Raw genomic sequence first — 23656 nt, 5'->3', positions numbered from 1 at the left:
AAGCCGTTGATGACTTTTTGTTAGATTATACTTTTATAAACCTACTCGGTCTATACATATGAACGATCGGACATGAAAGAATCGAGAGCATTCCTTCAAGTTGCGTAAAAATAAAGTTACCAGTCTTTCTGAATTTTTACAGAATTTACCGGCTCTTGAGTGGATCAAGGCCGGTGGAAGTTCGATGTCGAATGGAATCAAAGGAAAACCGACGCAAAGTTTGAAACAAAAAAATTCCAAACTTCGAATCAATTTCAAAAGCGAGAACGATTGAAATGTATCGATTAACGCTTAACTACATAATAAGGAATCATCTGAACTTTATCAGAAATATATCCATAGCTCCCGTTACCTCGTTTCCAAAAATGTTATCGAATATGTTGTGGGTTACCCATCCGGTTGTATAAAGATTCCCGTCAAAGTCGGTTCCGATTCCCGAGCCGATCATAGTCTCTCGGACCATTCCCCACTGCCATAACCGTTGGACTTCTCCAGAAGAACTGTGTTTGGTTACAAAGACGTCTTCGTTTCCTACTGAAGGACCGTCATTAAACTTGATAAATCCATTGGTTTGGCCCGTTGTGAAAACGTTTCCTGCCCTGTCGGTTGTTATTTCGTTTATCATAGTCGACTTTTGATCTGTGGGAGGACCGAATTGTCTGATCCATTGTTGAACGCCGGATGAATCATACTTTACGATGATCCCAAGATGACTCGTTTTGTCTGGCCTTAAGCCGAAATCTGCATCGCTATATCCTCCTACAAGAACGTTTCCGAATCGATCCACAGTGATGGCGTTGCCAAAAACTGATTTCAAAGGTACGCCGAGTTGAGCGAAGAATTGTCGGTTTCCGTTACTATCGTATTTAAGAATGAAAAGGTCGTCTTGTCCGATACCGGGAGTTGTATTGGTCGCAAAGTTTGCGTTGCGTCCGTAACCGCTCATGTAAATATTACCCGTAACTTTGTCAAAGGCAACTCCGGTTGGAATGATATCCGCTTCTGGAATGGAAAGTTGTTCGATCCAAACCTGGTTTCCGTTGGTATCAAATTTGACGATAAATCCGTTTCCTCTTTTTATACCGTTTCCTCCGAACGGTCCGTTTGAGGTTCCCACAATATAAGAATTTCCGAATGTATCTACTGTGATTTTTCTGGGGGAAACTTCGTATCTTTCATCCTCAGTTCCTGTTTGTTTGATCCACTCTATGATTCCATTTGAGCGGAACTTAATTACGAACATATCCTGTTTTTCTAAACCGCGTCTGTATTCAAAAGAACCGATTATAGAACCGGTTACATATGCGTTTCCTTTGGGATCTACCGCAATTCCCGTAACGTTTAGTTTTGCGCCCGGGACCCCGGATATTGATCTCCTCCAGATTTCATTTTTCTGGGAATCATATTTCGCAATAATTAGATTTTTGCCTCCAACAACCCATTCGTTGATCAATTGGTTATAAGAAGGATCGCTGTCTATATCGGCTGCGACGTAAACAAAACCCTTTTCATCTACTGCGAGTTTGGAGTCTCTGGCGATTTTATTAGGACCTTCGCCATATAAAGAAGCCCATTCAAGACTGACGGAGTTTTCCCGCAACGGTACTTCTTCGGCATCTAAGGAATCTAAATTTCCATGAACAGCGACAGAACCGATGTTATTCCCTTGAGTTAAAGGAATCAGAAAGGAGTTGTTCGTTTTCGCATCGGACGTAGGCGAACAAGCTTGAAATAAGAATATAAAAAAAAGAATCAAAAGATGTATCATAATTCTCCTCAGCACTCAGTATACTTTCTATTCTTCGACTAAGAAAGATCCAGATTTTTTTAAAGAGAAGTTCTGGGAAGAGTAGGGTGTTTTACCCTACTTACTACTCGGACACATGAATAGAATACTATGATGAACTTATTTCGAAAATTAGAATGTTGGGATCTTCCTCTAAAAAGTCGGAATTCCAGATTCAACTTAATTTTTGAGAACCGCCGCACTTTTGCAAATTGGCCGATTATTTTTGAGTATCATTTTTATACGTCTAAGTAGTAAAAAAAAAGAATAGGAAGTGATTACTCCTATAAGAGTCGTTGTTACATGCCGTCCTATTAAGACAAACTGACGCCCCTTCTCTGGGCTTGGAAACCATGGGTTAGATGCAAATTTGCATTTACTACAAAACAAGAAAACCAACGGAAGTAACTTAAGTGAAAAGAATGCAGCTTAAACAAAATGAAGCTCATCTCGACAAAGTCGAGGGTCTTCGATAACGCTCCGCTATCTCAGACTGCTATTGCGTTCGGCATCACAAAGAAACGATCAGAATCGCGTATTTAACGAGCAAACCCAAAGGAAATGGTGAAAGAACAACAGATAAAACATAACGATGCTCAGATTAAAAAATTTGTAACTAACGTGAGTTCGGTATAATAAAATTCGAAAGCGATTCTATGTTTCGCTGAGTTAACGCGATCCTTAAATTAGTATGATTCTTGGACGTAAGACAGTTCCGAATGTGATATTCTTGATTCGACGGAGTCAAGAAGGCCGGTGGAGTAACTCAGCATCTCATTCCCTAACTCAGCGGATGCCTCTTTATGGATCGGCATCCGGATCGTTCGACAGGTCGCCGAGCCATTTTATCTATGAAATTCGCGAGCTGCGACGACGACCCGCAGAGCGACCTAATCTCGCGACCCTTCGGGAGCGAGATTTGAGTTTAGGAAAGCTCTGCGCCTGAGTTCAGAGGAGTCGTCGCACTTTAGTTTCTTATTCGCCCAAGCTTTCTTAAGCCGAACTCACGTTAAAATAGAATACCTAATCTGAGCACAAATAAATCCCACGTTTCGGTGGATAGATGTTAGATGTCAGGGTTTTAGGAGTCAGTGGATAGGGTGACCTTGCCTAGGAGACGTTGACCTTTTTCTGCGTCCTGTTTCTCCTATTTTTAGTAAATTTATTTTCGAATGAGATGGCAAGGAAACGAAACGCTTAAAAACGTATTTGGGCAGCGTAAAACGGGACATAGAGCGAAAAGTAGAAAGAAGATGACTCGTTGGCAAAGGATGTGGATGAATAGAAGATCCGCCATTGTCTCATCTCAAACACGATCACAATATGATCCGGAATTTTCTCAAAGGCAAAGAAGGAAACCGTATCAATGCTGTTTTAGCCGCTGCCGGTTGTAATTTCAGAAAGCTATTTCGAGCTTTCTTTTTGTTTCTGGATCGATTTACATTTTTTCCCGCGCACCTTTATCAAATTTCATTTTTGCACAAATAGTAAATTTATAACCTCACTTTTTCAGGGACGATTATTTAATCAGAAGAGAATATCCGACAGTGGTGCAATGATTTTTTGATAGATGATCCTAATTCGATTTCTTTTCCTTTCCGAAGAACTTTTTATGGATAAATTCCTGAATTTCGACTCTATGTTTGTCTTCGATTCCCACAAAGACACCGTTCACTTTTTTTCCGGAAGAGCGAATGATTTTCGTTTCAAGAATTAGATCTTTACCGTTGATTTTCGTATGGAGATGAACGTGGTCCCCTTCGAACATGGTTGTTCTGGAATCCAAAGCCACTCCGCCGGTTCCTATATCCAAAATGGTGACCGGATGTTTTTCTTGTCTTCCTTGGATCGAGATTTCCGCACCTAAAGCAATTTTTATACGCGCATTTTTTCTTTTTTGAAGTGATGGATCCCTATATTCAAAGGAATCCCTGAATAACGAATTCGCATCGGCCATATATTATACTCATTCGTATAACGAAAAATTCGTCAAAGTTAAATTAAAAACTCTCGGTTTAGGCGATTCGCAAGGTTGACCTTCCTGATACGCAATCGTACACTCATTTTCTTGAAGTACGATTTCTGTTTTGGAAACCGTATGAGCATCCCTTCTGTGCATACAAGGCGAAAGCGCTCCCTTTTCAGGTAGATGAGAGGTGAGAAAATTTCCCGATAATTTCAAAAATTCATCCGCGTCGGGAAGAAACTCTAAAGCATAACTCTCCTGGAACACAACTTCCCTGGAAATCTGAGCCTTTGCTCCTTGTGTGAAGGAACTTCCGAGGATTTGAAACGTATCGGTATATGAAGTTGTCGTAAAATTTTCCCCATTCCATGTGAAAACTTCCGTTTTTTCCAAGGTGATTTTCAAAAGCTTGAACGGGTAAAAATTTTCGAGATCCTCTGGTTTGAGTGATTCGGGTTTGACTTCGCTTAACAAACAAGAACGAACAAGCAAACCTCTGCTTGTGGGATTTCTTAAAAGTTTTAGGGTTACCTCGTAAAAATTCAAAAGGCAAAAAATTTCCTTCGATGAATTGACGCCAATCCAGGTCCCGCCGTAATCCCCATCCAAAGGAGCGATCGCAAAAGTCGGGCCGTTTCCTAACCTCGTAGGGCCCAAAGAAGGTTTTCTCTTTACGGATTCGTCTCTGTTAAATCCTATGCCGAAAATTTTTCGATCGAAATTTCTGTAAATGACCGCGGTGCACATATTTTAAGGCGAAAGATAAAAATCAATTCTTTGGTTTTTATCCGCTTCGTATTCTCCAGAACCCGGTATCAAAGGCAAGGTCTCTCCATAACCTCGGAAACGAATTCTACCAAACGGAATCGTTTTGGAAAAGAAATACTCGAACGCATCTCTTGCTCTTTCTTCCGTTTGTACCTGATTGACTTCTTCGTCTCCCTGGTGGGAAGAATGCGACTGCAATTCTATGTTGTATCCGGGATATTCGCTTAAGATGGAACGGATCTTTCCCGGCAATCTCCACCATCTTGTTTTCACTTGGGATTCCGGGATTGAAATTCGTAAGGAGTGATCTTCCTCCACTACCAAAATTTCCGTTTTGAATTCGGCTCCTCTTCCACTCGATTTCCTTCCTAATACGTCCGCATATTTCCATTCGAAATAGAAATCACTTAAGGAACCGATTCTAACGCCGGATTCGTCCAATCCCTCCCAGAAAATCTCGGAACCGGGCTGGCCTTCGCCGCTCCAAGTTTTGATCTTACGTTTGATAGAAGTGTAAGGAGGGATTTCATATAACGTGACTTCCCAGGATTGAAGTGGGATACCCCGATGCGAAAGAGAGATTTTCAACAGATCGTTCTTTCCGTCATTGTCCGGCGAAAACTCTTTCGTTGAAACCGATAAATTCAAATCGAAGGATTCTTTGGAAACTTCGAACAAAGAAGGAATGGATTGATAGCGTTCGTAACGGCTGTAAATTGTAAGTCTATAAAAATACGTTCCTTCCGAAACCAAATTCCCCGTTTGATTTCTCAGATCCCATTTCCATTCCGTTCCCGGTTCTCCCGTTTCCCGAAAACGATAGACGCTTTTTTCCTCGTTTTTTTTCTTTTGAAAGATTTCGATTTCGTAAGAATCGGCCTTAAGTTTAGGTGAAACGTAAATCGAGAATTGTACGAAATTTTTCAAACTGCCCGGAAGATAAGAATAGAGTTTGGAATCGCAAAACATATCCGCTCCGATCGATTCGTTTCGAATCGTAAGATCGGAAAGAACGGAGACCGATTCGTTTTTTCCTTTGTCGCTTCCGATCAATCGATACGTGTAAACTCCATTCGATAATTGTTTATTAGAAAAATCTGTTCCGTCCCAATTGAGAACGGACGGAACTTCCTTGAATTTCCAAGAATAAGACTTCACTACTTTCCCTTCCGAATCCGCAAATTCTCCGGTGAAAACGTCGGTAAATTCTCCCGAAACTTTTTGAGTGATAGTGATACGAGAGGAATTCCTATCTCCAGTAAAAAACAGGACTCTCGTTTTGGCGCCGATTTCGGAACTAGGGGGGCGGGAATCTAAAAATACCGTTTTTTCTTCGGATAGAAGATTTTCCTTATTTTCTGTGATTAACCTAAGCCTATATTTGTATTCCCCATCGGGGAGTAAAAATCCTTTGGAATCCTCTCCGAACCAAAAGATCGATTCGGGAATCGTAATTTCGAGAGGAGATAATTTCGTATCGTCCTGCAAAAAAGGGAAAAAGGAAAATCCCCTTTTTCTTCTATGATCCGCTTTAAAAGTTTTTACGACATCGTCTCTGGAATTTTGAATCACAAGTTCCCAATCGGAAAGTATAGGAAGAGCCGACTTTGAAATTTTGAATTCGAGTACGTCGTTCCTTCCATCCCAATTAGGCGAGAAAACATCCGCGTTAGTCTTTAGAAAGGCATTTGCATGAAGAGAGAAGTTAAAAAGAAAAAATGAAAATATTATGAAACGAATTCCGTTCCGCATGAGTACATTCTAATTCGCTGCGTTTTTTTTCCTATATTTTTTTAAGAACGGAAGAATCCGTTTTCTCAGGGTTCTTTCGGAAAATTCTTACGGTTCCTCGTATTTCCTAAGTGAAGCGAGTTCTTAACGGGAGAATCCACATATTCTCTAAGAGCGAAATAAACCGAACTAAAGGCCAATTCTTCCCAAGGGATTTCATTTATGGAAAAAAGTTTCACTTCCTCGGATTCGAGGCTTACGGAGAACCGTCCATCCACTAAATCCGCTAAGAAAAACATATAAATCTGACTGATATGAGGAATACTATAAATGCTTTGAAGTCCTACGATTCTGATTTCTGCGTTCGCCTCTTCCTGAGTTTCCCGAATGGCGCCTTCTTCCACGGTTTCCCTGTTTTCCAAAAATCCGGCGGGTAAGGTCCAGTATCCTTTTCTGGGCTGGATCGCCCGTTTACAGAGCAAAATCCGATTTTCCCAAACCGGAATACTCCCGACCACAATTTTCGGATTTTGATAATGAATCGTTCCGCAATTGTCGCAGACGTATCTAGACCGATTGTCCCCCTCCGGTATTTTATAAACGACGGACGATCCGCAAGAACTACAGTATTTCATACTTTTCTAATGCGATTCCAAGTTAAAATCGCCTCTATCAAAAGCCAGAGCGTCAAAACGATCAACGTTCCTCCTATTGCCGCAAGAAGAAGATTTGGGGAAGGTCCGGTTAAAAAATCTAAGAAATTTCGAATCATCGCCCAGAGTGTTACGAACAATACGAACAACATCGGTATAAAAGATACTTTGACGTTTTTCTTCGATTTAAAAAGAAAAACGGTTACAACCAAAAGCGCCAATCCCGCCAAAAGTTGGTTCGTGGTTCCGAAAAGCTTCCAGAGAGCGAGTCCGGCCGGTTTCTTTTTTCCGTCTTGTTCTATTTCCATAAACGCAAAGATTCCGATTGCGACACAGGCGATAAGGCTAGAAACGTACCTGTTGCCTACTAGTGTTTGAATCCAAAAAATCCGAGTCGATTCCGCAATTTCCTCGATATTGTACCGAAGAAGTCTCGTCGCCGAATCCAACGAAGTCAATGCGAAACTAATCACAATGAGCGCGATGAATCCTTGTCCGAAGGTTTCCGGAATTCCGATCTGAGATAAAAATCTTCCGGTTCCGTAAATGTAAGCCCCGACTTGCGGGGCTAGGCCTTGGATACCCGACCAAGAACGGTAAAAACCGGACCATTCTTCCGAAGAAGCGAAGCCGATTGTGCAAGCGATGACTGCGGATAAACCAAGCAAAGATTCTCCGATCATTCCACCATAACCGATCGGTCTCGCGTCTACTTCTTTATCCAATTGTTTGGCGGTCGTTCCCGAACTGACTAACGCATGAAACCCCGAAACCGCTCCGCAGGCAATCGTAATGAATACGAACGGAATCAAATCTAGTCCTATGGATTCGATTCGAATTACTTCCGTATTAAAGGAAGGAAAGTTCTGAAGAATTCCTCCCGCGAAAAAACCCAGATAAATCAAAACGATTCCCAAATACAATAGGAAAGAATTGATATAATCTCTGCTTTGCAACAACAACCAGACGGGAGTCACCGAAGCCAAGAAGGCGTAGAATAAAAGAATGTATTTCCAAACTCCCGCAGAGGGAGAAGTCTCCACGTGGTTGAGTCCTACCCAAGTCAGAACCGAATCCTGCATTCCCAAAACCATGGAGCCCAAAGTAGCAAGAACGCTAAAGACAGTCAGAGGAGTTAAGTTAATTCCTTTTTTGTAATGTAGATACCCCATGATCACCGCAAAAACCATGATCGCGGCGGAAGGGATCACCGCCTCCGGGAAATGGCTTCTCAATCGGATGGAAGGTTTCTCCTCCGTTCTGATTTCTCCGGGATGATCATGAACCTTTTCGTTGAGAGTTTTGGAATCGGAAGTTTGAGTCGCCTCCGTAGAATCGACTTTCTTCGTAACTTTAACAGCCGTTGCGGAAATTTTCTTTTCTTCTACGGGCGCACTTACCGTGTCAGCGGATACGGACTTCAAATGAGCTTTCGGATCCGCAGAAAACATTTCCGCGAGAACAAGAACGAAAACTCCCATCGCTAAAGCGACAAGAAAAAAGATGATTGCGTGAAACAAACTTCTCGCACGATGACCTAAAAGATCCTCCGCAACTTGACCGATACTTTTTCCCTGATTGCGAACCGAAACCACAATAGCTCCGAAATCGTGCACACAACCCACGAAAATGCTTCCGAATACCACCCAAATCATCGCGGGAAGCCAGCCCCAAATGACCGCTACCGCAGGTCCGAGCACGGGAGCAAGTCCGGCAATGGACGCATAATGATGACCGAATAATACGATTGGTTTTGTAGGAAGGTAATCCACTCCGTCATTCAGCTTGTGGGCCGGGGTATCTTCCTGATTGTCTTTCAAATCGAAAACGGATTTGGAAATATAGCCCGAATAAAATTTATACCCGAGAAAATAAACAAGAAAACAAACAAGAACGACTATTAAAGGAAGCATAATAAGGATGGATGAGTTTAGGAAACGTTCCAAGCAAATCTTTTTTTAGTGTTCAAAAAGATTTCCATTTCCCCAAGTCTAATTGAAAAAAGAATTGATGAACGGATTTACAAGGGTGGAAAATTTGGAAGTAGAGTATGCAAACTCAAAGTTTTGATCAGATCCGTTCCTCTTTAGAGGATATTATTTTCGAGATTCAATCCGAATGTACAAATTGCGAATGGTACATCTCCGCGGAAAAGATCATCTCAGCCTTAAATATTCGCAAAGAAGATTATTATAGAATTTTTTACAGTCTCAGAAATGACATCCATTTCTCTTCCAGGGCCGCTGCGGGTTTTAACGAAACTCACGCAGATTCTCTCATTCAACTTCTCTCAAAAATCCTGAAGATAGAGGGAATCGGGGAAGAATTTGCAAAAAACGGAATATATTTCGACGACAATTATCTCGCGGAACTTCAAGTCAGTCTGAAGGAAACGATCCAGACCCGTTTGGAAAAACACGAACTGGATCGGGAACTACTTCTGCTTTTATCGTCCGCGACTTTGGATTTCGACGATGCCTTCGATTCTTACTTCGACGACAAATTCAATTTCGAGAGGATCGTAGAAAACGAAATCTCGGATTTTATCGAACTGAAATCGATTCAAAATGATTACGGGGCGGACGTCTTTTTAAAAAATCATATTTTTTCTATTTTAAATACAAAAGTTTTTCATCTTCGCGAGATTACGAAAGAATACAGAGACAGAGCGTATTACGACCTGTTTGGAAGCTTTCGCAAAAAACCGAAAAAGAAAAAAAACGTTTCCGTATTTCAAGAGATGGATCCGGAAACTCAGAGACATCTGGACGTTCTCGGATTCGATACGCCTTGTACATTAGAAGAATTGAAAAAACGATTTAAAGAATTGATCAAGAAGTATCACCCCGATATCAACAAAGATGGACTTGAAATGACTCAAAGAATCATCGCTTCGTATAATTTTCTGATCATGAGGATGAGTTAGTTTGTTTTTTTGGGTGACGAGAGGGGCTTCCGAAGTTTATATCCCTCCGGTTCAACCCGAGATCATCCGTCGATTGCATTCGATTGCGCCTTCTCCCACCGTTAAAAAGCCGGAATCGGAACAAGATACCGAACGAAGAAACAGAACAAAAAAAGTGGGGGAAGAAATCAGCGCCGAATACAAAGCCTCCTCTTCCTTAGGAAAGATCCGATTCAATCGTGGAGAATCTATTTCCTCTTTGACGGCAAAGGATTTGATGACTTCTCCCGTGGTGGGATTTTTGGAATCAGATCCGATTTCAAGAGCGCAAGATATTTTCGTTCAAAAACGCTTTCGTCACGTTCCCGTGTTCGATGAAAAAAATACGTTATGCGGCATTATATCGGATCGGGATTGGATGCGTCGGAAATTGGAACATATATCACTCGGCAAAACGATCGGTGAAATTATGAAAACCAGAGTTCTTTCCGTACGCATTCAAGCGGGAATCGGGGAAATTGTGAAAGTCCTTTTCGAAGAAAGAATCGGATGTCTCCCCGTGGTAAACGATTCGTTTCAAGTGATCGGAATCGTTACGAGAAGCGACGTTTTACGCGCAATCTTAAGAATCAACGAAAGGGAGTTTTTAGCCTAAAATAACGTGAGTTCTGCGTAAGAAAGTTTGTAGCGAATAAGAAACTAAAGTGTTACGACTCCCCTGAACTCAGGCGCAGAGCTTTCCTAAACTCAAATCTCGCTCCCGAGGGTCGCGAGATCATAACCAACCCCACAAATTAAGAAGGCTTTTGGGATCATAAGAATCAAAAACTGATATTTTTCAAGTGTTCCGACAAGAATGAGGCTTTTTACTTGCAAAAGTATGATTTTCTGATAGAGAAAAATCTCCCGAACCTTTCCACCTCCAAAAATAAGGGGAAACTCAGGCACAACGGCTTCCTAAGGGGCGCGTTGTGGGAACTAAGTTTCAGAGAGGATTTGTCGTAATTCCGACAGATTTATCTTCGGATCCAAATACTTGTGGATAAGGTGATGGCGCGAGATAGGTTGCTCTGCGGGTCGTCGCAACAGCTTGCGAATTTCATAAATAAAATTGCTCACGACTTGTCGAACGACCCAGGAAACTCAGCGAATACCTCTTTTGTGAATCGGCATTCGGGGGAGGTTCTCTGTGGAATCGGACAATGTTCTCCCGTTCTTTTTCAATTCGCTCAAAAATAGTGGCCTATTTCTTTTTTAGAGGCAAAAATGCCGAGAATCTTTAACTGAGCCTCCTTCACTTTTTCAAAACCACTATCGGAATCGTCCGATCTCATCAATTCTTTCATCAACCAACGGGAGGATTCTCTATCAAGAAAATCCATTACTTGAATCACAAGCTTTTCCCGTACGTTCTTCAAAGCTTCTGCCAGATCCGAAAGACTTACTTGTTTCAATAGATCCCTCAGTTCGTCATACGAAAAAGAACGAAACGCCCTGCTCAAAAGAACATCGGAATCAATCTGAGGTTTGGAGCTACAAAACTCCGAGTAGAAATCGTTCAAAAGAATTCCATCGATCTCTTTTCTTTTCCGATTTGCAAAATCCCAAAAATTCTTTTGATAGGATTCGCCGAAATAAGACGCTACTTTTTCTAAAAAAATAGAAACAAAAAGTTCCTTCTGAATCGTTTCTATTCCTTCAAGTATGATGATCCTTTCTAAAAGTTCTTTTCCTTCGTAGTTTCCCGAAATGATATATCTTTCCAAAATATTGGAGACATTTTCCGGGTCCATTCCGATTCCCATTAGGTCAAATCCCTTTTTCAAAAGAAACGGATGTTCTTCGGAATTAAAAGAGTCGATAAAAAAGTATTTTCCAAACACGTAACATTTTTCAATCAGTTCCAACATCATCCCTAAAGTTTGCAAACTTTCCTCTCGATCCTTATCTTTGTAAAAAAATTGATTCGAGTTCATATGTACCAGCATATATAGTTTCTCCGAATTTTATTGGTTTTGTTTTTCTTAATCCATAGACTCATTGAGGTTTTAAAGCGGAACGAAACAATGAGCTTTCTTTTTGAATGTATGATCATTACTAGATGCGAGTTTATTTTTTTTAAAACTCTTTTCTTAAAATTTCCACACTAAAGTCTTTTCAAATCTTCAAATAAAGAACAAATTCCGTTGCTTAGGTAATTTAAAACCTGCCTTTTGAACACATTATTCGCATTTTAGGCCCGTGCGGTGTCCTAAAAAAGTTGTCAGAGAAAGGTGGGTAAAATGACAAAGATCAAACGTTACAGCGACACGTTCAAGAGGAAATAGACAGTGGCAAATATGATAGAGTTGTTGAAAAATTCAATAGCGAAGCTTAACAAAGCTGCTCCGATCGTCCGTTTAACGGTACTCTATTTTATAGGATCGGTCAAGAGGTCCTTGGCATTTGAGTTCATTATTGTGCACGGAATCTTTTTTGCGAAAAAACTTCCCGGAAATCCTTTGCGTTTGTCTTTTTGTGTCCTTTCTTTAAAATATAAAAATAGAAGAGATCCGCTTATTTTAGAATATTTTATTTTATGAATATTTAAAAATTCCTTTATTAAACGGAGGGCAAATGTAGAATTCTTTCAAAGGTGTTTCTTGTTCTGATTTCGGAAGTTATTGGAGACTTAATAGGACGTTGTCCCAGCATACTTGTTTCAATTTGTAAGATGACTTGCTGACATAATTTTCCAAAAAGTAAAATCCCTATTATTCGTAATTCGCTTGAATTCCTTACTTAAGTTTCCCGAAAATAGATGTATGAGAACGGTGTTGGTAATTACGATCTGTCTTGCTCTGTCAATTCCGTGTTCTGTTTTTGCTGACTATGCGAGCAACTCCGCCGCTCATCTCGTTCGAGTGGAAAGAGGACTCAAAACGAATGAGTTCCTGATCCGGGCATTGAACAGTTCTATCTCAAATTTGGGTTCGGAATCGGACAGGGCTCTGTATAAACGGATCGTTCAACATCACGTGGAAACCAGCCAGCTGTACTTTCAATTCGATCTGGAAAAATCATATTCCGAACTCAAACGCACTCAGGATCTACTCGTTATACTTTATTCCAATTTGATCGAAGCGAGTAACAAGACGATCCGAGGTGAATTGAATTCTCTCGGACAACAAGCGGTTCGAGGAACCGAAGCCAAACCGAAAAAACATCTCGAATTGGGTTATAGAGAATTAGCCGCGGCGGAACAAAAGAAAACCATCGCGGACAATACAAGACCGTACTTGCAGGCAATCAAATTGGAATTGCTTTACGAATCCTTAAAGTTACTCAAACAATCCAGAAAGTATGTGGTTCTTCTTTCTATGGAATATCTTTCCGATTTTCCTTCCGATCTTGAAACGGAAGATTTTTTGGGGATTCTGAACGAAATCAATAGAGCTATGTTTTCCCGCAAAGACGAGTTTGCAAAGATTCACTTTGACAACCACTTTCATACGTATTCCGGTGAAAATCTTTACGACATCTATTGGCAGGACCCGGCTTTGGAAGAATTGGAAAAGCCTTTGAGCGATATCGATCCGGCGTATTCGAGAGCTAGAAAAAACGCGAAACGCTGATCGAAATAGGAAATAACGCGTTTGAGTTCGAGAAACATTGCACGGTTTAGATTCTTGTTGTCCTTGTCTTCGGTTTTTCTGGGTAACTAAAGCGAAATATTAAAACAAAACTTGGGATTTTTTAGATCTGCGCTTTCGGTTTCTAGGTTCTGGCCCGCATTTCCGAATTTTTCCGATTTCCTTTTTAGAAATTCAGATGACAAGGATTTCTTACCTAGATACAAAAGATTCTTGTGTTAGAACTGAGTTGTCCCAACTGTGGAGCGCCCGTACCATTCCAAAGTAAAGCTTCGATTTATGGAGTTTGCCCAAACTGCAAGACTTTAACTCTTCAAAAAAACCAATCTCTCGAAAATCTCGGCAAAGCCGGGGATCTTGTGCCCGATCTTTCTCCGATTCAAATTGGAACCTCGGGCAAAACAATGGACGGAATTTCTTTTCAGATTGTCGGAAGAATTCAGCAGAGATACAGTTTGGGAACTTGGAATGAATGGCACGCGATCTCTGCCGATGGCAAGTCCATGTGGCTTGCGGAAGCGCAGGGTCAGTTTATGATCACACAACTTCGACCCACTTCTCAGACCGATGTTTTTCCGGAACACGACCCGATTCAAAATTTGGATTCTCCGCCGGACGTTTATTTTATCTCTTCTCATACTTCCAAACAACTTCTAAGAGCCGGAGACACTCTTCGACTCGACAACGAACTTTGGATGATCCGTGAAATCGGTCTCGCAACTTGTATCGGAGGAGAGGGGGAACTACCCGTCGGTTTTCAAACTGGTTCCACTTCAGTCCTTTTGGATCTTGCCACCGACCAGGGATGGTTTGCTACATTAGATTATTCTCATGCACCTCCTTTGTATTTTAAAGGGATGCTTTACGGTTTCGATCAGATTCAATTTGTCAATCTCAGGGATCCAAAGGCGTTTACCGGTTTTCAAAAGCTTCAGGAAGCGAAAGCGATTCAGTGTTTGGGATGTGGCGCCTCCTTGAGTCAGAGAAGTCCGGACTTTTCGAAAGCGGTCGCTTGCGAATATTGCGGAACCGTAATGGATACAAGTAAGGAAGAGCTGACGATTCTTTCCAAATTTCAAGAAATTATCAAAGATAGGATTTTTCTCCCGCTCGGAATTAAACTTACTCTCAAAGGTAAGGAATGCGAAGTTTTAGGAGTTGTCAAAAAATCAGTTCATGCAGAGGGACAAACTTTTCCTTGGACCGAATATCTGCTTCATTATACCGGCGGTTATTATTGGTTAAACGAGACTAACGGGCATTGGACCGTTTTCGAGCCGGTTCCTTTTGTTCCGAGGACGGTAGGCGACTCTTATCCTCCGAAAAAACACTTTCAAAAAGAGGAATATAAATTGTTCAATTCTTCGACTGCCGGAATCGATTTCGCTTTCGGAGAATTCTATTACAAAATCCGCTCGGGAGATCGTGCGGAACTCGCGGATTTTATTGCGCCTCCGAAAATGCTTTCTTCGGAGAAAACCCCAAACGAACTATTCTGGTCGGTCGGCGAGTATGTTCCCGTGGACGAACTCAAAAAATCGATCCAAGGAGAAGTAGAACTTCCTGTTCCGGAAGGAATCGGTGCGGCTCAGCCGAATCCGTTTACCAAGATCCGAAGACGAAACGTAAAAATCGCCTCTTGGCTTTCCGTAATCATGCTTGTTGTTCAAATCGGTTTCTGTTGGAATGCGCAGGATAAGGAAGTTTTCAAAAAGGACCTTGTTTATGTTCGAGATCCTGCTGCGGGCGGAACAACTGATACTTCTTTCGTAACCGAAACCTTTCAATTGGAAGGCAATGATAGACAGAATGTTCAAATCAAAATGACCGTTCCCGATCTTTCCAATCACTACATCTACTATTCTTTAGCGCTGATCAATACGAAGACGGATATCGCCTATGATACTGGTCTCGAAATCAGTTATTACGAAGGTTACGAAGACGGGGAGAGTTGGTCGGAAGGTGATCGATCGGCGAGTATCATTATCGGAGAAGTTCCCGCGGGAGAATATTATCTCAGACTGGAATCCGAATCCGATTTTCCGAAAGGGAGTGGAGCGAATGTGTCTCTGAGTATCGCAAGAGACGTGGATCAATCGGTGTATTATTTCCTTTTTCTACTCGCTGTTTGGTTGCCTGTTCCTTATTCTCTTTTTAGAAGCTTTGCGTTCGAGGCTTCGAGGAACGAAAACAGCGATTTTGCGCCGAGTAATTTCGAAAGTGATTCCGATTATGATGATGACTAAAAAAAGTATACAAACTAAGAACTTGTCATTCCAAAAACTTAGAATTTGGGAATTACTGCACTTTGATAAGATTTACCGAAAGATGATTGTCGTCCCAAAACCTCAAATGTAGGAACTACTAGGAAAAGTTTAACAACAATGAAGTCTGTTAGAAAGTCCATAAACTATCCAATTTGTGGGAACTCCTACATTTTGTTACGAATTTACGGAACGATTGTAGCTGATTTCTTTTCTGGTTTTACAATAGTTCTAAAAAAACTTTCCACTTTCTTAAAATATTTTGAATATACCGAAACCGTATCTTTCCCATTATCTACAACAAAATCAAAAGGGTAATTTCATGAATTTAATAAAACGGCTTTTATATCCCGCTTACGTACTTGGGATTTCCGGTTATCTCACGTATACGAACTTTTATGGAGGAGGTTCCAAAGACGTGGATGAGGTGGAAAATGTTCCTAAGACTGTGCGGGAGAATCCGGGAGTGTATCGTTCCCATTATACTAATTTTATGAGATATTCCGGAGGAAAATAGGAACAGTTTGCAAACAGCGCTTTATATTTCGGTTCTTATCATATCTTCTTGCGGTCTCGTTTACGAGCTGTTAGCTGGGACGATCGCATCTTATCTACTCGGGGAAACAGTCACACAATTCTCTCTCATCATAGGAACGTATTTGTTTTCGATGGGAGTCGGTTCCTGGTTATCCAAGTATATGGAAAAGGATCTGATTCCTAAATTTTTGGAAATCGAACTTGCGATTGGGCTTGTGGGTGGTTTCGGCTCGGCGATTCTTTATTTGAGTTTCGGGCAAATTCGGTATTTTCAGGTTCCGTTGTTCTTGCTTGTGATTTTGATCGGAGTTTTGGTGGGACTTGAAATACCGATTTTGTTAAGAATCCTGAAAAAAGAGCTTCAATTCAAGGAACTCGTATCGAGGGTTTTGAGTTTGGATTACGTAGGTGCGTTACTCGCATCGATTTTGTTTCCGATCTTCTTTGCGCCTAAGTTAGGTTTGATAAGGACCGGATTTCTATTCGGAATTTTAAATGCAGGAGTGGCGGTCTGGGGAACTTGGGCGCTTCCCCTCAAACATTCCGGAATGATTTTGCTTCGAGCACAATCCGCTGTCGTATTAACGCTTTTGATTTTAGGGTTTTCTTTTTCCGATTTGATCACGCATTACAGCGAGGAATCCTTATACACGGACGAGATCATACTTTCGAAACAATCTCAGTTTCAGAGGATCATAGTGACGCGTTGGAAAAACGAAATTCGACTTTTTTTAAACGGACACCTTCAATTTTCATCCAGGGACGAATATCGTTATCACGAAACGCTGGTTCATCCCGCGTTACTTGCACACCCGGTTCCTAAAAAAGTATTGGTCTTGGGAGGAGGGGACGGGCTTGCCGTACGCGAGATTCTGAAGCACAAAAATGTAGAATCGGTTACGTTAGTCGACTTGGACCCGGCGGTTACGGACTTGTTTGCAGAGCATGAGTTTTTAAAGGAGCTCAACGACGAAAGTTTAAGAAATCCTAAAGTGAAAGTGATCAATACGGACGCATTCCTTTGGCTCGAGGAATCCGAGCAAATCTTTGATGTGGTCATCATTGATTTTCCGGACCCCAGCAATTTTTCCTTGGGAAAACTTTATACCACGGCGTTTTTTCAAACGTTAAAAAGAAGGATGAACGAAACATCCGTTCTTGAAATACAATCCACATCGCCTCTTTTTGCCCGTTCTTCGTATTGGTGCATCGAAAGAACGATCGCTTCTTTGGGTTTTCATACGCTTCCTCTACACGTTTACGTTCCCTCTTTCGGAGAATGGGGTTTTGTTCTCGCGGGTCAAAAACCGGTTCGATTCCAAAAAGAATTTCCGGAACATCTCAGATTTCTCAACGAACAAGAACTCGAATCAATCCAGATTTTTCCGCAGGACATGTCCCGAATTCCGGTGGATATCAATCGGCTGAATAACCAAGCACTCGTTCGGTACTATGATCGGGAATGGAATCGAATTTTGGATTGAAAAAGAAAGCGGTTTGGGGCGGTTGATCTTGCGAGATTAACTTTAAATCATGATCCGCCGAATCGGACAGACGTTTTCTCAGCTAACTCAATGAAACGGCGTCTCAGGTCGAAATATAATGGAATTATATTCTATTTTTATAATATTATTCTCTTGATCCCAGAACGCGATTCATAGAGAGCGTTCTGCTGAGTTATACCTTTCGCGATTCATAGAGAGCGTTCTGCTGAGTTATACCTTTCGCGATTCATAGAGAGCGTTCTGCTGAGTTATACCTTTCGCGATTCATAGAGAGCGTTCTGCTGAGTTATACCTTTCGCGATTCATAGAGAGCGTTCTGCTGAGTTATACCTTTCGCGATTCATAGAGAGCGTTCTGTTGAGTTATACCTTTCGCGATTCATAGAGAGCGTTCTGCTGAGTTATACCTTTCGCGATTCATAGAGAGCGTTCTGCTGAGTTATACCTTTCGCGTTTTAAAGTCCGATTTTTCTAAATTTCTAAAAAATGAAGAATAGGATCCTAACGAATCAAACGTATACAATTGTTTCCAAAACTGGTAGAATGTCGGAGTTCCTACAATTGAGACTTTATATTCCTTTGAAAATTATCAGATTTCCCAATTTAAAAATAGGAAACCTACTTTTCAAAAACTGATTTTATTGCTGACAAAGTTCTTGTTTGAAAAACGTAAGAGTTTCCACATCCGCTAGTTCAGAAGGTCGTTTCTCTTCTAAAAATCATATCACACACTAATTAAAACCCAAGACAGATCGGAAGAATCTAACTTTCTTCGATTTCGTTCTGTATTTCTTTCGGTAGCCAATTCCAAACGACACGATAATAGAGTTCTTTTACTTCCGGATAATTCTCATTAACAAAGTTATCAACAAGTTTTGAATTTCGATAAGACAAAGGCTGATGCATCAAATCATGAACGTTTTCTAAAAATTTAAAAACTCGTTTTACTTCGTCTAAAGGAATTTGAATTTTTTCTGCCATTTGATAGTCATTTCCCGCTAACTCTAATAAAAATACGGGAATTCCTACAGCAACACTATTCTTGGGAGTTTATCGACTTTTGAAAATCCATGCAGGAGTTCCTACATTTTCAGGTTTTAAAACAAAATCTTGTTTGAACCCAAAACTTTTGTGGGAACTACAACAAAACCAAACAATCGGCATAAAAATTTGAACCTGACGCGTTCAATTTCAATTCATACAGCGCAACTTTCGTCCAGCAAACTCAGGCCTTGAAATCGATCACAAAGAAAACGATTTACTAAAATATTGATTCAAAACTCAAAATAGATCAGAAAAATCTAATTTTCTTATATTAAACTCAACTGATGTATTGGATCACACACAAATTATTTTCGGCAGCACGCGCATAAAAATCGACAAGATCAAGATAGTAATCCGTTACATATTCCCGATCTTCTTCATCTCCAGTCCAATCCCCATACACATCCACTTTCCGAAGAGCTTCCCGATCAAATCGACTCCAAAGTTCTTCGGCGGAAAGCCCTTTCAAAAAAAGATGAACTTCTTTCACTTCCGCCACGGTCAAAAACGTTGCGGGACCGTATCCTACATCCACCTCGTCGGAAAGAACGTTTTTTCCAAATATGACGTTGCTTTCGGGAGGTTTGCCTTCGTAAGGACTTCCGGTCAAAAGAAAATGAATGATCTGCCAGGTTTTGTCTACGTCCAAATGAGGATCCTCTTTCTCTCCGTACAATAATTCTTCCAACGTTTCTTCCGGATTCTGGATCAAATTCTCTAAAGTAGACTCCGTAACATTAGAAAGCATCCGATTGTCGACATTTTGCATTTATTCCTTTTGTCTATTTTTAACGTGAGTTCGATAGAAGAGAATTAAAAAAAATTCTAAAAGTAATAGTCCCTACATTTTTTTAAATTCGCAATAGATCTAAAATAACGTGAGTTCGGTGTGATTTATTTTCTGTAGGAAGTGGAATTTGAACTTTGTAAATTTATTTTTAAAATGTGGGAACTACAACAAATCGCGATTTTGCGAACAAATTCTCAAAGTAGGAACTCCTACTTTGAGAAAATTTTTTCTCATTTTCTCCACGAACTCACGTTAAAATACTCATCTCTACATAATAGAGTGTCTAAAATTCTGCATCCTAAACACGGGATTTATATTCAAGCTAACGGTACCTATTTTATAGGGATCAGTAGTATGGAAGTTTCCACATTGAATTCTATTCTTTTCCGGAAAAATTAACTTTAATGAAATGAGTTTTCTTAGATCGAACTCATGTTATTTTCAATTATCCTACTCCGATTCATTCGATCGTTCTCGGTTTTATTCTTATAAAAATGAATACAATTAAAATTGAATATTTGAATTGTATTATTTATTCTTTGAATACTCGAATCCGGTTGGTTTCACTCTTTTTAAAGATTCCAAAAACTATCCCGAAAATATCTTAGAATAGTTGGAATTGGTGTTTTAAGTAAAGATAAAGTATATTTGAAATAGCCTCTATAATCTTTCCAAAAAAGATTCAAAACGGTAGGTATAGAAATCCCATACAGAAAATCGGGTAGAAAACTCTTTAGAAATTCTCCGGAAAAAGCGCGCAATTTGTGGAAGCACCCAGTTTAAATTCATCGTTGATCTTTCGAAGTTTTGAAATCAGTTCTACTGAGATTGACAAAATTCTCAAAAAAAAGGAAACTGCAATTCTTCAAAGAACATACTACGAAAGAGTTTACAATTCGATTTTTCCGATTCCGCCAAACGGAAAAGTTCGGAGGGCTCTTGCGTGAATCATACGAGGATTTGAATGAAAAAAACGATTTACAGCGCGTCCCAAAACCTGCGGAAGCGATTCTTAGAGAGCGGCGCATTGAGTTTTCTGCTTTATCAGAAAGATCAAGCTGCGGCAACTCAACAGAACGTTTCCCATAGGGCGCGTTCTGGGTTCTGCCCCAATTTTGGGATTTTTACGATTTCTATCGTTGCATTATTCGTTCTGATTACTTTTGCCCTCTCGGCGCAGCCCGAAAGAAAAGTAGAAACTACGGTTCACGACTTTATGGAAGAGTATACGAAACCTGCCGTTAAAGCGGCGAAAAAAGGAAAACCGGAATATATCGAAAAAATCCTAACGGAAATTCCAAACTTCGCACTCGACGAACAAAAAGCAAAATGGACTGAAATATCTCAGGAAGCTTTGAAGACAAAAGACTATGAACAATCCTGTAAATCCTGTCATAAGGAGTTTAAGAAAGAATATAAGAAAACATATCGTAAAAGACCGATTCAGATTTCTTCGGAGTTGATCATTTATCTGAAAAGACTCAAAAAATAAGTTTTTGATTGGAATTTATCGCAAAGATATCTTAAAGAAGATAAAGTTTTTTGAAATAACGTTGATGTATAAATAATGTAAATTAGGCCGCTTGATGGACAAGATGAGGAGTTAAAAAAACTAAATGCTGATGAAGCCGAACATTGTTGTAAAGAAAAACGGTTTGGTTTGATTAAGAGCAGAGCGGTTTGAGCTTCCTGAAAATAATCAAAAGTATTTTGTAACCCGAATTCGAAATTCCAATTTAAGAGCTTTATTGATTCTTTTCGCGACAGAGCAGAGCTTTCATAACAGTGATTCTCTTCGGTCATGCTGACCTGTGGCCTACGTTGAGTATAAGATCTGTGTAATACTTCGAACAAAATTTGAATTATATATAGCTTTAAATTTTATTACGATGAAAAGCTTAAGCTTTGAGTCAAAGTTTCACGCCCGCAAGTCCCAGAACAAGCTGAAACTCCGCGGGAGAAACCGGTTGAATCGAAAGGCGAGAACCTTTCTGTAAAAGCACCATGTTTTTCAGCGCCTTCTGTGTTTTCATTTCTTCCACCGTGACAGGTTTCGGGAATTTTTTTTTGAATTTGATATCCACCATATACCAAGTCGGATTTTCGGGTTTACTCTTCGGATCGAAATACTTATGGGAGGGGTCGAAAGCGAAATGATCCGGATAACCGGGTTTTACTACTTCTGCAATTCCGACGATGGAGAGGGGGTTTGCCCTGCTATGGTAAAAGAGAACTAAATCCCCTTTTTGAATGCGGTCACGCAAGAAATTGCGAGCCTGATAATTTCTAACCCCTTCCCAGGGTGCGATGTGGGAAGGAGCCTTGTGTAGGTCGTCTATGGAAAAGACGTCGGGTTCCGTCTTAAACAGCCAGTGATTCATTCCATTCCGGCGTTATAAGCTGGATTCGTTTTAATTCCGTTTTGTTTTTTGGACTTAACGGTTTTTTCCGGCTTTTTTTTTGCACCTTCCTCATTGGCCGGATGAACAATCGTCATAAGCTCCTCGTGAGAAATGGTTTCTTTAGCCAGAAGAGCCTTTGCAAGTCCTTCGAATTTAGAAGCGTTTTTACGAACGAGATCGCGTCCCTTGTTCAAGCAGGTAAGAATGATCTCACGAACTTCCTTGTCGATCATCGCCGCAAATTCTTCCGAATAATATTTACTGCTGTGGCCCATGTCTCTTCCGATAAACACGTTAGCCTGATCGCCGCTGTAATTTACGGTTCCGAGTTTTTCGGACATTCCCCATTCGCAGACCATCTTACGCGCGATGTTCGAAGCTTGTTGAATGTCGTTGCTCGAACCCGTGGAAGTAACACCGAACTTAAATTCTTCCGCGATAAATCCTCCCATCGCCACTACGATCTGATCGAGCCAATAGGTCTTAGGCAGAATGTGTTTGTCTTCTTTTGGAAGAGATTGAGTCAATCCGAGAGCGCGTCCTCTCGGAATGATCGTAACCTTATGAACGGGTTCTGTGTAAGGAAGAAGAGTCCCGAGGATCGCATGACCCGCTTCGTGATAGGCGATGACTTCTTTTTCCTTTTCGGAAATGAAGAACGATTTTCTTTCGGGGCCCATCATCACTTTATCGCGGGCTTCTTCCAATTCTTCTTGAGTGACTCTTTTCTTATTCTTACGAGCGGCGAGTAACGCGCCTTCGTTGATGAGGTTTGCGAGGTCCGCTCCTGTAAAACCCGGAGTTCCCCTTGCGATCGAGTGAAGGGAAATATCGCTGGTCATAGGAACTTTGCGAGAATGCACTTTGAGAATTTCTTCTCTTCCTTTGATGTCCGGAAGATCCACCATTACTTGACGGTCAAAACGACCCGGACGAAGAAGCGCAGGATCCAAAACATCCGCGCGGTTCGTAGCCGCCATCACGATCACACCTTCGTTCTTTTCAAAGCCGTCCATCTCTACGAGCATCTGATTGAGTGTCTGTTCTCTTTCGTCGTGACCGCCTCCGAGTCCGGCTCCTCTCAAACGACCGACCGCGTCGATCTCGTCGATAAAAATAATACAGGGAGAATTCTTCTTACCTTGATCGAAAAGATCTCTCACTCTGGAAGCTCCGACACCCACGAACATTTCCACGAAGTCCGAACCGGAAATCGAAAAGAACGGAACTCCCGCTTCTCCCGCAACGGCTCTCGCGAGCAAGGTTTTACCAGTACCGGGAGGACCGACTAACAGAACACCGGTGGGAATTCTCGCTCCGATTGCGTGAAACTTTTTAGGATCTTTGAGAAATTCTATAATCTCGACCAATTCTTCCTTTGCTTCCTCGCAACCCGCAACATCTTCAAAGGTGATTTTTACCTTGGGATCCATTGTCATCTTCGCTTTGGATTTACCGAAGGAGAACGCTTTGTTCCCGGTAGATTGAATCTGCCTCATCATAATAAACCAGAAAAGGCCGATCAAAATCACGATGAGTAAAATATTACTTCCGATCACACTCCAGAATTTCCCTTCTTCCGCAGAGCGCGCGTCGAAGGATACGTTAGCTTTTCTTAAAGAAGCGATCAGGTCTTTGTCTAAAGGAGCGACGGTCGTTCTGAATTTTACCGGT

20 protein-coding genes and 1 pseudogene (1 of these 21 only partly in view) are annotated in these 23656 nt (G+C 41.0%); 10 read left to right on the top strand and 11 right to left on the bottom strand.

The annotated features are described in order from the left end of the window. The first annotated feature begins 100 nt into the window (after positions 1-100). Positions 101-274, top strand: a complete 174-nt coding sequence (locus FHG67_RS21855; protein WP_004496981.1) for a hypothetical protein — start codon at positions 101-103, stop codon at positions 272-274. 36 nt (positions 275-310) lie between these two features. On the opposite strand, the gene FHG67_RS16635 is transcribed toward FHG67_RS21855, so the two are convergent. Then, positions 311-1768: an SBBP repeat beta-propeller lipoprotein, LipL53 family gene (locus tag FHG67_RS16635; protein ID WP_004500064.1), complete on the bottom strand. Its 1458-nt coding sequence runs from the start codon at positions 1766-1768 to the stop codon at positions 311-313. Positions 1769-3073: 1305 nt separating this feature from the next. Here FHG67_RS16635 and FHG67_RS22900 point away from each other — a divergent pair. Beyond that, positions 3074-3205, top strand: a pseudogene (locus FHG67_RS22900) (IS5/IS1182 family transposase); the annotation flags it as partial. A gap of 157 nt (positions 3206-3362) precedes the next feature. Here the strand turns inward: FHG67_RS22900 and FHG67_RS16625 are convergent. The 5 genes from FHG67_RS16625 to FHG67_RS16605 all read right to left on the bottom strand — a co-directional run bounded on the left by FHG67_RS16625 (position 3363) and on the right by FHG67_RS16605 (position 8817). Then, positions 3363-3743 carry a PilZ domain-containing protein gene (locus FHG67_RS16625; protein WP_004500114.1) on the bottom strand — a complete coding sequence of 127 codons (381 nt, stop codon included), beginning with the start codon at positions 3741-3743 and terminating at the stop codon, positions 3363-3365. A 9-nt stretch (positions 3744-3752) separates the two neighbouring features. Further along, positions 3753-4499 (bottom strand): NRDE family protein, encoded by a 747-nt coding sequence (locus FHG67_RS16620; protein ID WP_002618827.1) that lies wholly within the window; start codon positions 4497-4499, stop codon positions 3753-3755. A gap of 3 nt (positions 4500-4502) precedes the next feature. Continuing rightward, on the bottom strand, positions 4503-6272 hold the full coding sequence (gene lsa66 / locus FHG67_RS16615; RefSeq protein WP_004496896.1) for a fibronectin-binding adhesin Lsa66: 1770 nt from the start codon (positions 6270-6272) through the stop codon (positions 4503-4505). A gap of 65 nt (positions 6273-6337) precedes the next feature. Then, the gene (locus tag FHG67_RS16610; RefSeq protein ID WP_002618861.1) at positions 6338-6886 is read right to left on the bottom strand and encodes an NUDIX hydrolase; all 549 of its coding nucleotides are present in this window, start codon (positions 6884-6886) and stop codon (positions 6338-6340) included. Then, positions 6883-8817 carry a carbon starvation CstA family protein gene (locus FHG67_RS16605; protein WP_004496996.1) on the bottom strand — a complete coding sequence of 645 codons (1935 nt, stop codon included), beginning with the start codon at positions 8815-8817 and terminating at the stop codon, positions 6883-6885. The genes FHG67_RS16610 and FHG67_RS16605 overlap by 4 nt, the downstream gene beginning before the upstream one ends. Positions 8818-8954: 137 nt before the next feature. Between FHG67_RS16605 and FHG67_RS16600 the strand changes: the two genes are divergently transcribed. Together FHG67_RS16600 and FHG67_RS16595 are read left to right on the top strand one after the other, a co-directional pair. Then, positions 8955-9830: a J domain-containing protein gene (locus FHG67_RS16600; RefSeq protein ID WP_004496853.1), complete on the top strand. Its 876-nt coding sequence runs from the start codon at positions 8955-8957 to the stop codon at positions 9828-9830. A 1-nt stretch (position 9831) separates the two neighbouring features. After that, complete coding sequence (locus FHG67_RS16595; protein ID WP_004496807.1) at positions 9832-10464, top strand: CBS domain-containing protein; 633 nt, start codon at positions 9832-9834, stop codon at positions 10462-10464. A 574-nt stretch (positions 10465-11038) separates the two neighbouring features. Here FHG67_RS16595 and FHG67_RS16585 read toward each other — a convergent pair. Then, positions 11039-11797 carry an LIC10244 family PerRA/PerRB upregulated protein gene (locus FHG67_RS16585; RefSeq protein ID WP_004500144.1) on the bottom strand — a complete coding sequence of 253 codons (759 nt, stop codon included), beginning with the start codon at positions 11795-11797 and terminating at the stop codon, positions 11039-11041. A gap of 816 nt (positions 11798-12613) precedes the next feature. On the opposite strand from FHG67_RS16585, the gene FHG67_RS16575 reads away from it, so the two are divergent. The 4 genes from FHG67_RS16575 to FHG67_RS16560 all read left to right on the top strand — a co-directional run bounded on the left by FHG67_RS16575 (position 12614) and on the right by FHG67_RS16560 (position 17726). Then, positions 12614-13423 (top strand): adhesin OmpL37 family surface protein, encoded by an 810-nt coding sequence (locus FHG67_RS16575; RefSeq protein WP_002618815.1) that lies wholly within the window; start codon positions 12614-12616, stop codon positions 13421-13423. Positions 13424-13656: 233 nt separating this feature from the next. Continuing rightward, positions 13657-15687, top strand: coding sequence for a DUF4178 domain-containing protein (locus tag FHG67_RS16570; protein ID WP_004500060.1), 2031 nt, complete (start codon positions 13657-13659; stop codon positions 15685-15687). Between the two features lie 340 nt (positions 15688-16027). Then, on the top strand, positions 16028-16222 hold the full coding sequence (locus FHG67_RS16565) for a hypothetical protein (RefSeq protein ID WP_002723544.1): 195 nt from the start codon (positions 16028-16030) through the stop codon (positions 16220-16222). 7 nt (positions 16223-16229) lie between these two features. After that, positions 16230-17726 carry a polyamine aminopropyltransferase gene (locus FHG67_RS16560; protein ID WP_004501029.1) on the top strand — a complete coding sequence of 499 codons (1497 nt, stop codon included), beginning with the start codon at positions 16230-16232 and terminating at the stop codon, positions 17724-17726. A 782-nt stretch (positions 17727-18508) separates the two neighbouring features. Here the strand turns inward: FHG67_RS16560 and FHG67_RS16555 are convergent. Together FHG67_RS16555 and FHG67_RS16550 are read right to left on the bottom strand one after the other, a co-directional pair. Next, complete coding sequence (locus tag FHG67_RS16555; protein ID WP_004496988.1) at positions 18509-18727, bottom strand: hypothetical protein; 219 nt, start codon at positions 18725-18727, stop codon at positions 18509-18511. Positions 18728-19067: 340 nt separating this feature from the next. Beyond that, a complete protein-coding gene (locus FHG67_RS16550; protein ID WP_004501069.1) occupies positions 19068-19559 on the bottom strand; it encodes a YfbM family protein in 492 nt (163 codons plus the stop codon). A 785-nt stretch (positions 19560-20344) separates the two neighbouring features. Between FHG67_RS16550 and FHG67_RS16545 the strand changes: the two genes are divergently transcribed. Both FHG67_RS16545 and FHG67_RS16540 read left to right on the top strand, forming a co-directional pair. Then, the gene (locus FHG67_RS16545) at positions 20345-20527 is read left to right on the top strand and encodes a hypothetical protein (RefSeq protein WP_020781898.1); all 183 of its coding nucleotides are present in this window, start codon (positions 20345-20347) and stop codon (positions 20525-20527) included. Positions 20528-20700: 173 nt separating this feature from the next. Next, the gene (locus FHG67_RS16540) at positions 20701-21072 is read left to right on the top strand and encodes a hypothetical protein (RefSeq protein WP_026054266.1); all 372 of its coding nucleotides are present in this window, start codon (positions 20701-20703) and stop codon (positions 21070-21072) included. 418 nt (positions 21073-21490) lie between these two features. On the opposite strand, the gene FHG67_RS16530 is transcribed toward FHG67_RS16540, so the two are convergent. Both FHG67_RS16530 and ftsH read right to left on the bottom strand, forming a co-directional pair. Further along, a complete protein-coding gene (locus tag FHG67_RS16530; RefSeq protein ID WP_016758774.1) occupies positions 21491-21961 on the bottom strand; it encodes an EVE domain-containing protein in 471 nt (156 codons plus the stop codon). Beyond that, positions 21958-23656 carry the 3' portion of an ATP-dependent zinc metalloprotease FtsH gene (gene ftsH / locus FHG67_RS16525; RefSeq protein ID WP_004500133.1) on the bottom strand. 269 nt of this gene lie beyond the right edge of the window, so the window shows 1699 of its 1968 coding nt (coding positions 270-1968); its start codon lies off the right edge, out of view; the stop codon is at positions 21958-21960. Before ftsH ends, FHG67_RS16530 begins: the two co-directional genes overlap by 4 nt.

The sequence above is a fragment of the Leptospira weilii genome, from assembly GCF_006874765.1.
Taxonomy (GTDB): Bacteria; Spirochaetota; Leptospiria; order Leptospirales; family Leptospiraceae; genus Leptospira; species Leptospira weilii.
The sequence above is the reverse complement of the archived record's forward strand: the minus strand, read 5'-3'. Positions and strand labels throughout refer to the sequence as shown.

What these genes read in the sequence shown, in the direction of transcription:
- FHG67_RS16635 (WP_004500064.1), bottom strand. Translation starts at nt 1,768, where the DNA reads ATGATACATCTTTTGATTCTTTTTTTTATATTCTTATTTCAAGCTTGT.
- FHG67_RS16625 (WP_004500114.1), bottom strand. Translation starts at nt 3,743, where the DNA reads ATGGCCGATGCGAATTCGTTATTCAGGGATTCCTTTGAATATAGGGAT.
- FHG67_RS16620 (WP_002618827.1), bottom strand. Translation starts at nt 4,499, where the DNA reads ATGTGCACCGCGGTCATTTACAGAAATTTCGATCGAAAAATTTTCGGC.
- lsa66 (WP_004496896.1), bottom strand. Translation starts at nt 6,272, where the DNA reads ATGCGGAACGGAATTCGTTTCATAATATTTTCATTTTTTCTTTTTAAC.
- FHG67_RS16610 (WP_002618861.1), bottom strand. Translation starts at nt 6,886, where the DNA reads ATGAAATACTGTAGTTCTTGCGGATCGTCCGTCGTTTATAAAATACCG.
- FHG67_RS16605 (WP_004496996.1), bottom strand. Translation starts at nt 8,817, where the DNA reads ATGCTTCCTTTAATAGTCGTTCTTGTTTGTTTTCTTGTTTATTTTCTC.
- FHG67_RS16600 (WP_004496853.1), top strand. Translation starts at nt 8,955, where the DNA reads ATGCAAACTCAAAGTTTTGATCAGATCCGTTCCTCTTTAGAGGATATT.
- FHG67_RS16585 (WP_004500144.1), bottom strand. Translation starts at nt 11,797, where the DNA reads ATGCTGGTACATATGAACTCGAATCAATTTTTTTACAAAGATAAGGAT.
- FHG67_RS16575 (WP_002618815.1), top strand. Translation starts at nt 12,614, where the DNA reads ATGAGAACGGTGTTGGTAATTACGATCTGTCTTGCTCTGTCAATTCCG.
- FHG67_RS16565 (WP_002723544.1), top strand. Translation starts at nt 16,028, where the DNA reads ATGAATTTAATAAAACGGCTTTTATATCCCGCTTACGTACTTGGGATT.
- FHG67_RS16555 (WP_004496988.1), bottom strand. Translation starts at nt 18,727, where the DNA reads ATGGCAGAAAAAATTCAAATTCCTTTAGACGAAGTAAAACGAGTTTTT.
- FHG67_RS16550 (WP_004501069.1), bottom strand. Translation starts at nt 19,559, where the DNA reads ATGCAAAATGTCGACAATCGGATGCTTTCTAATGTTACGGAGTCTACT.
- FHG67_RS16530 (WP_016758774.1), bottom strand. Translation starts at nt 21,961, where the DNA reads ATGAATCACTGGCTGTTTAAGACGGAACCCGACGTCTTTTCCATAGAC.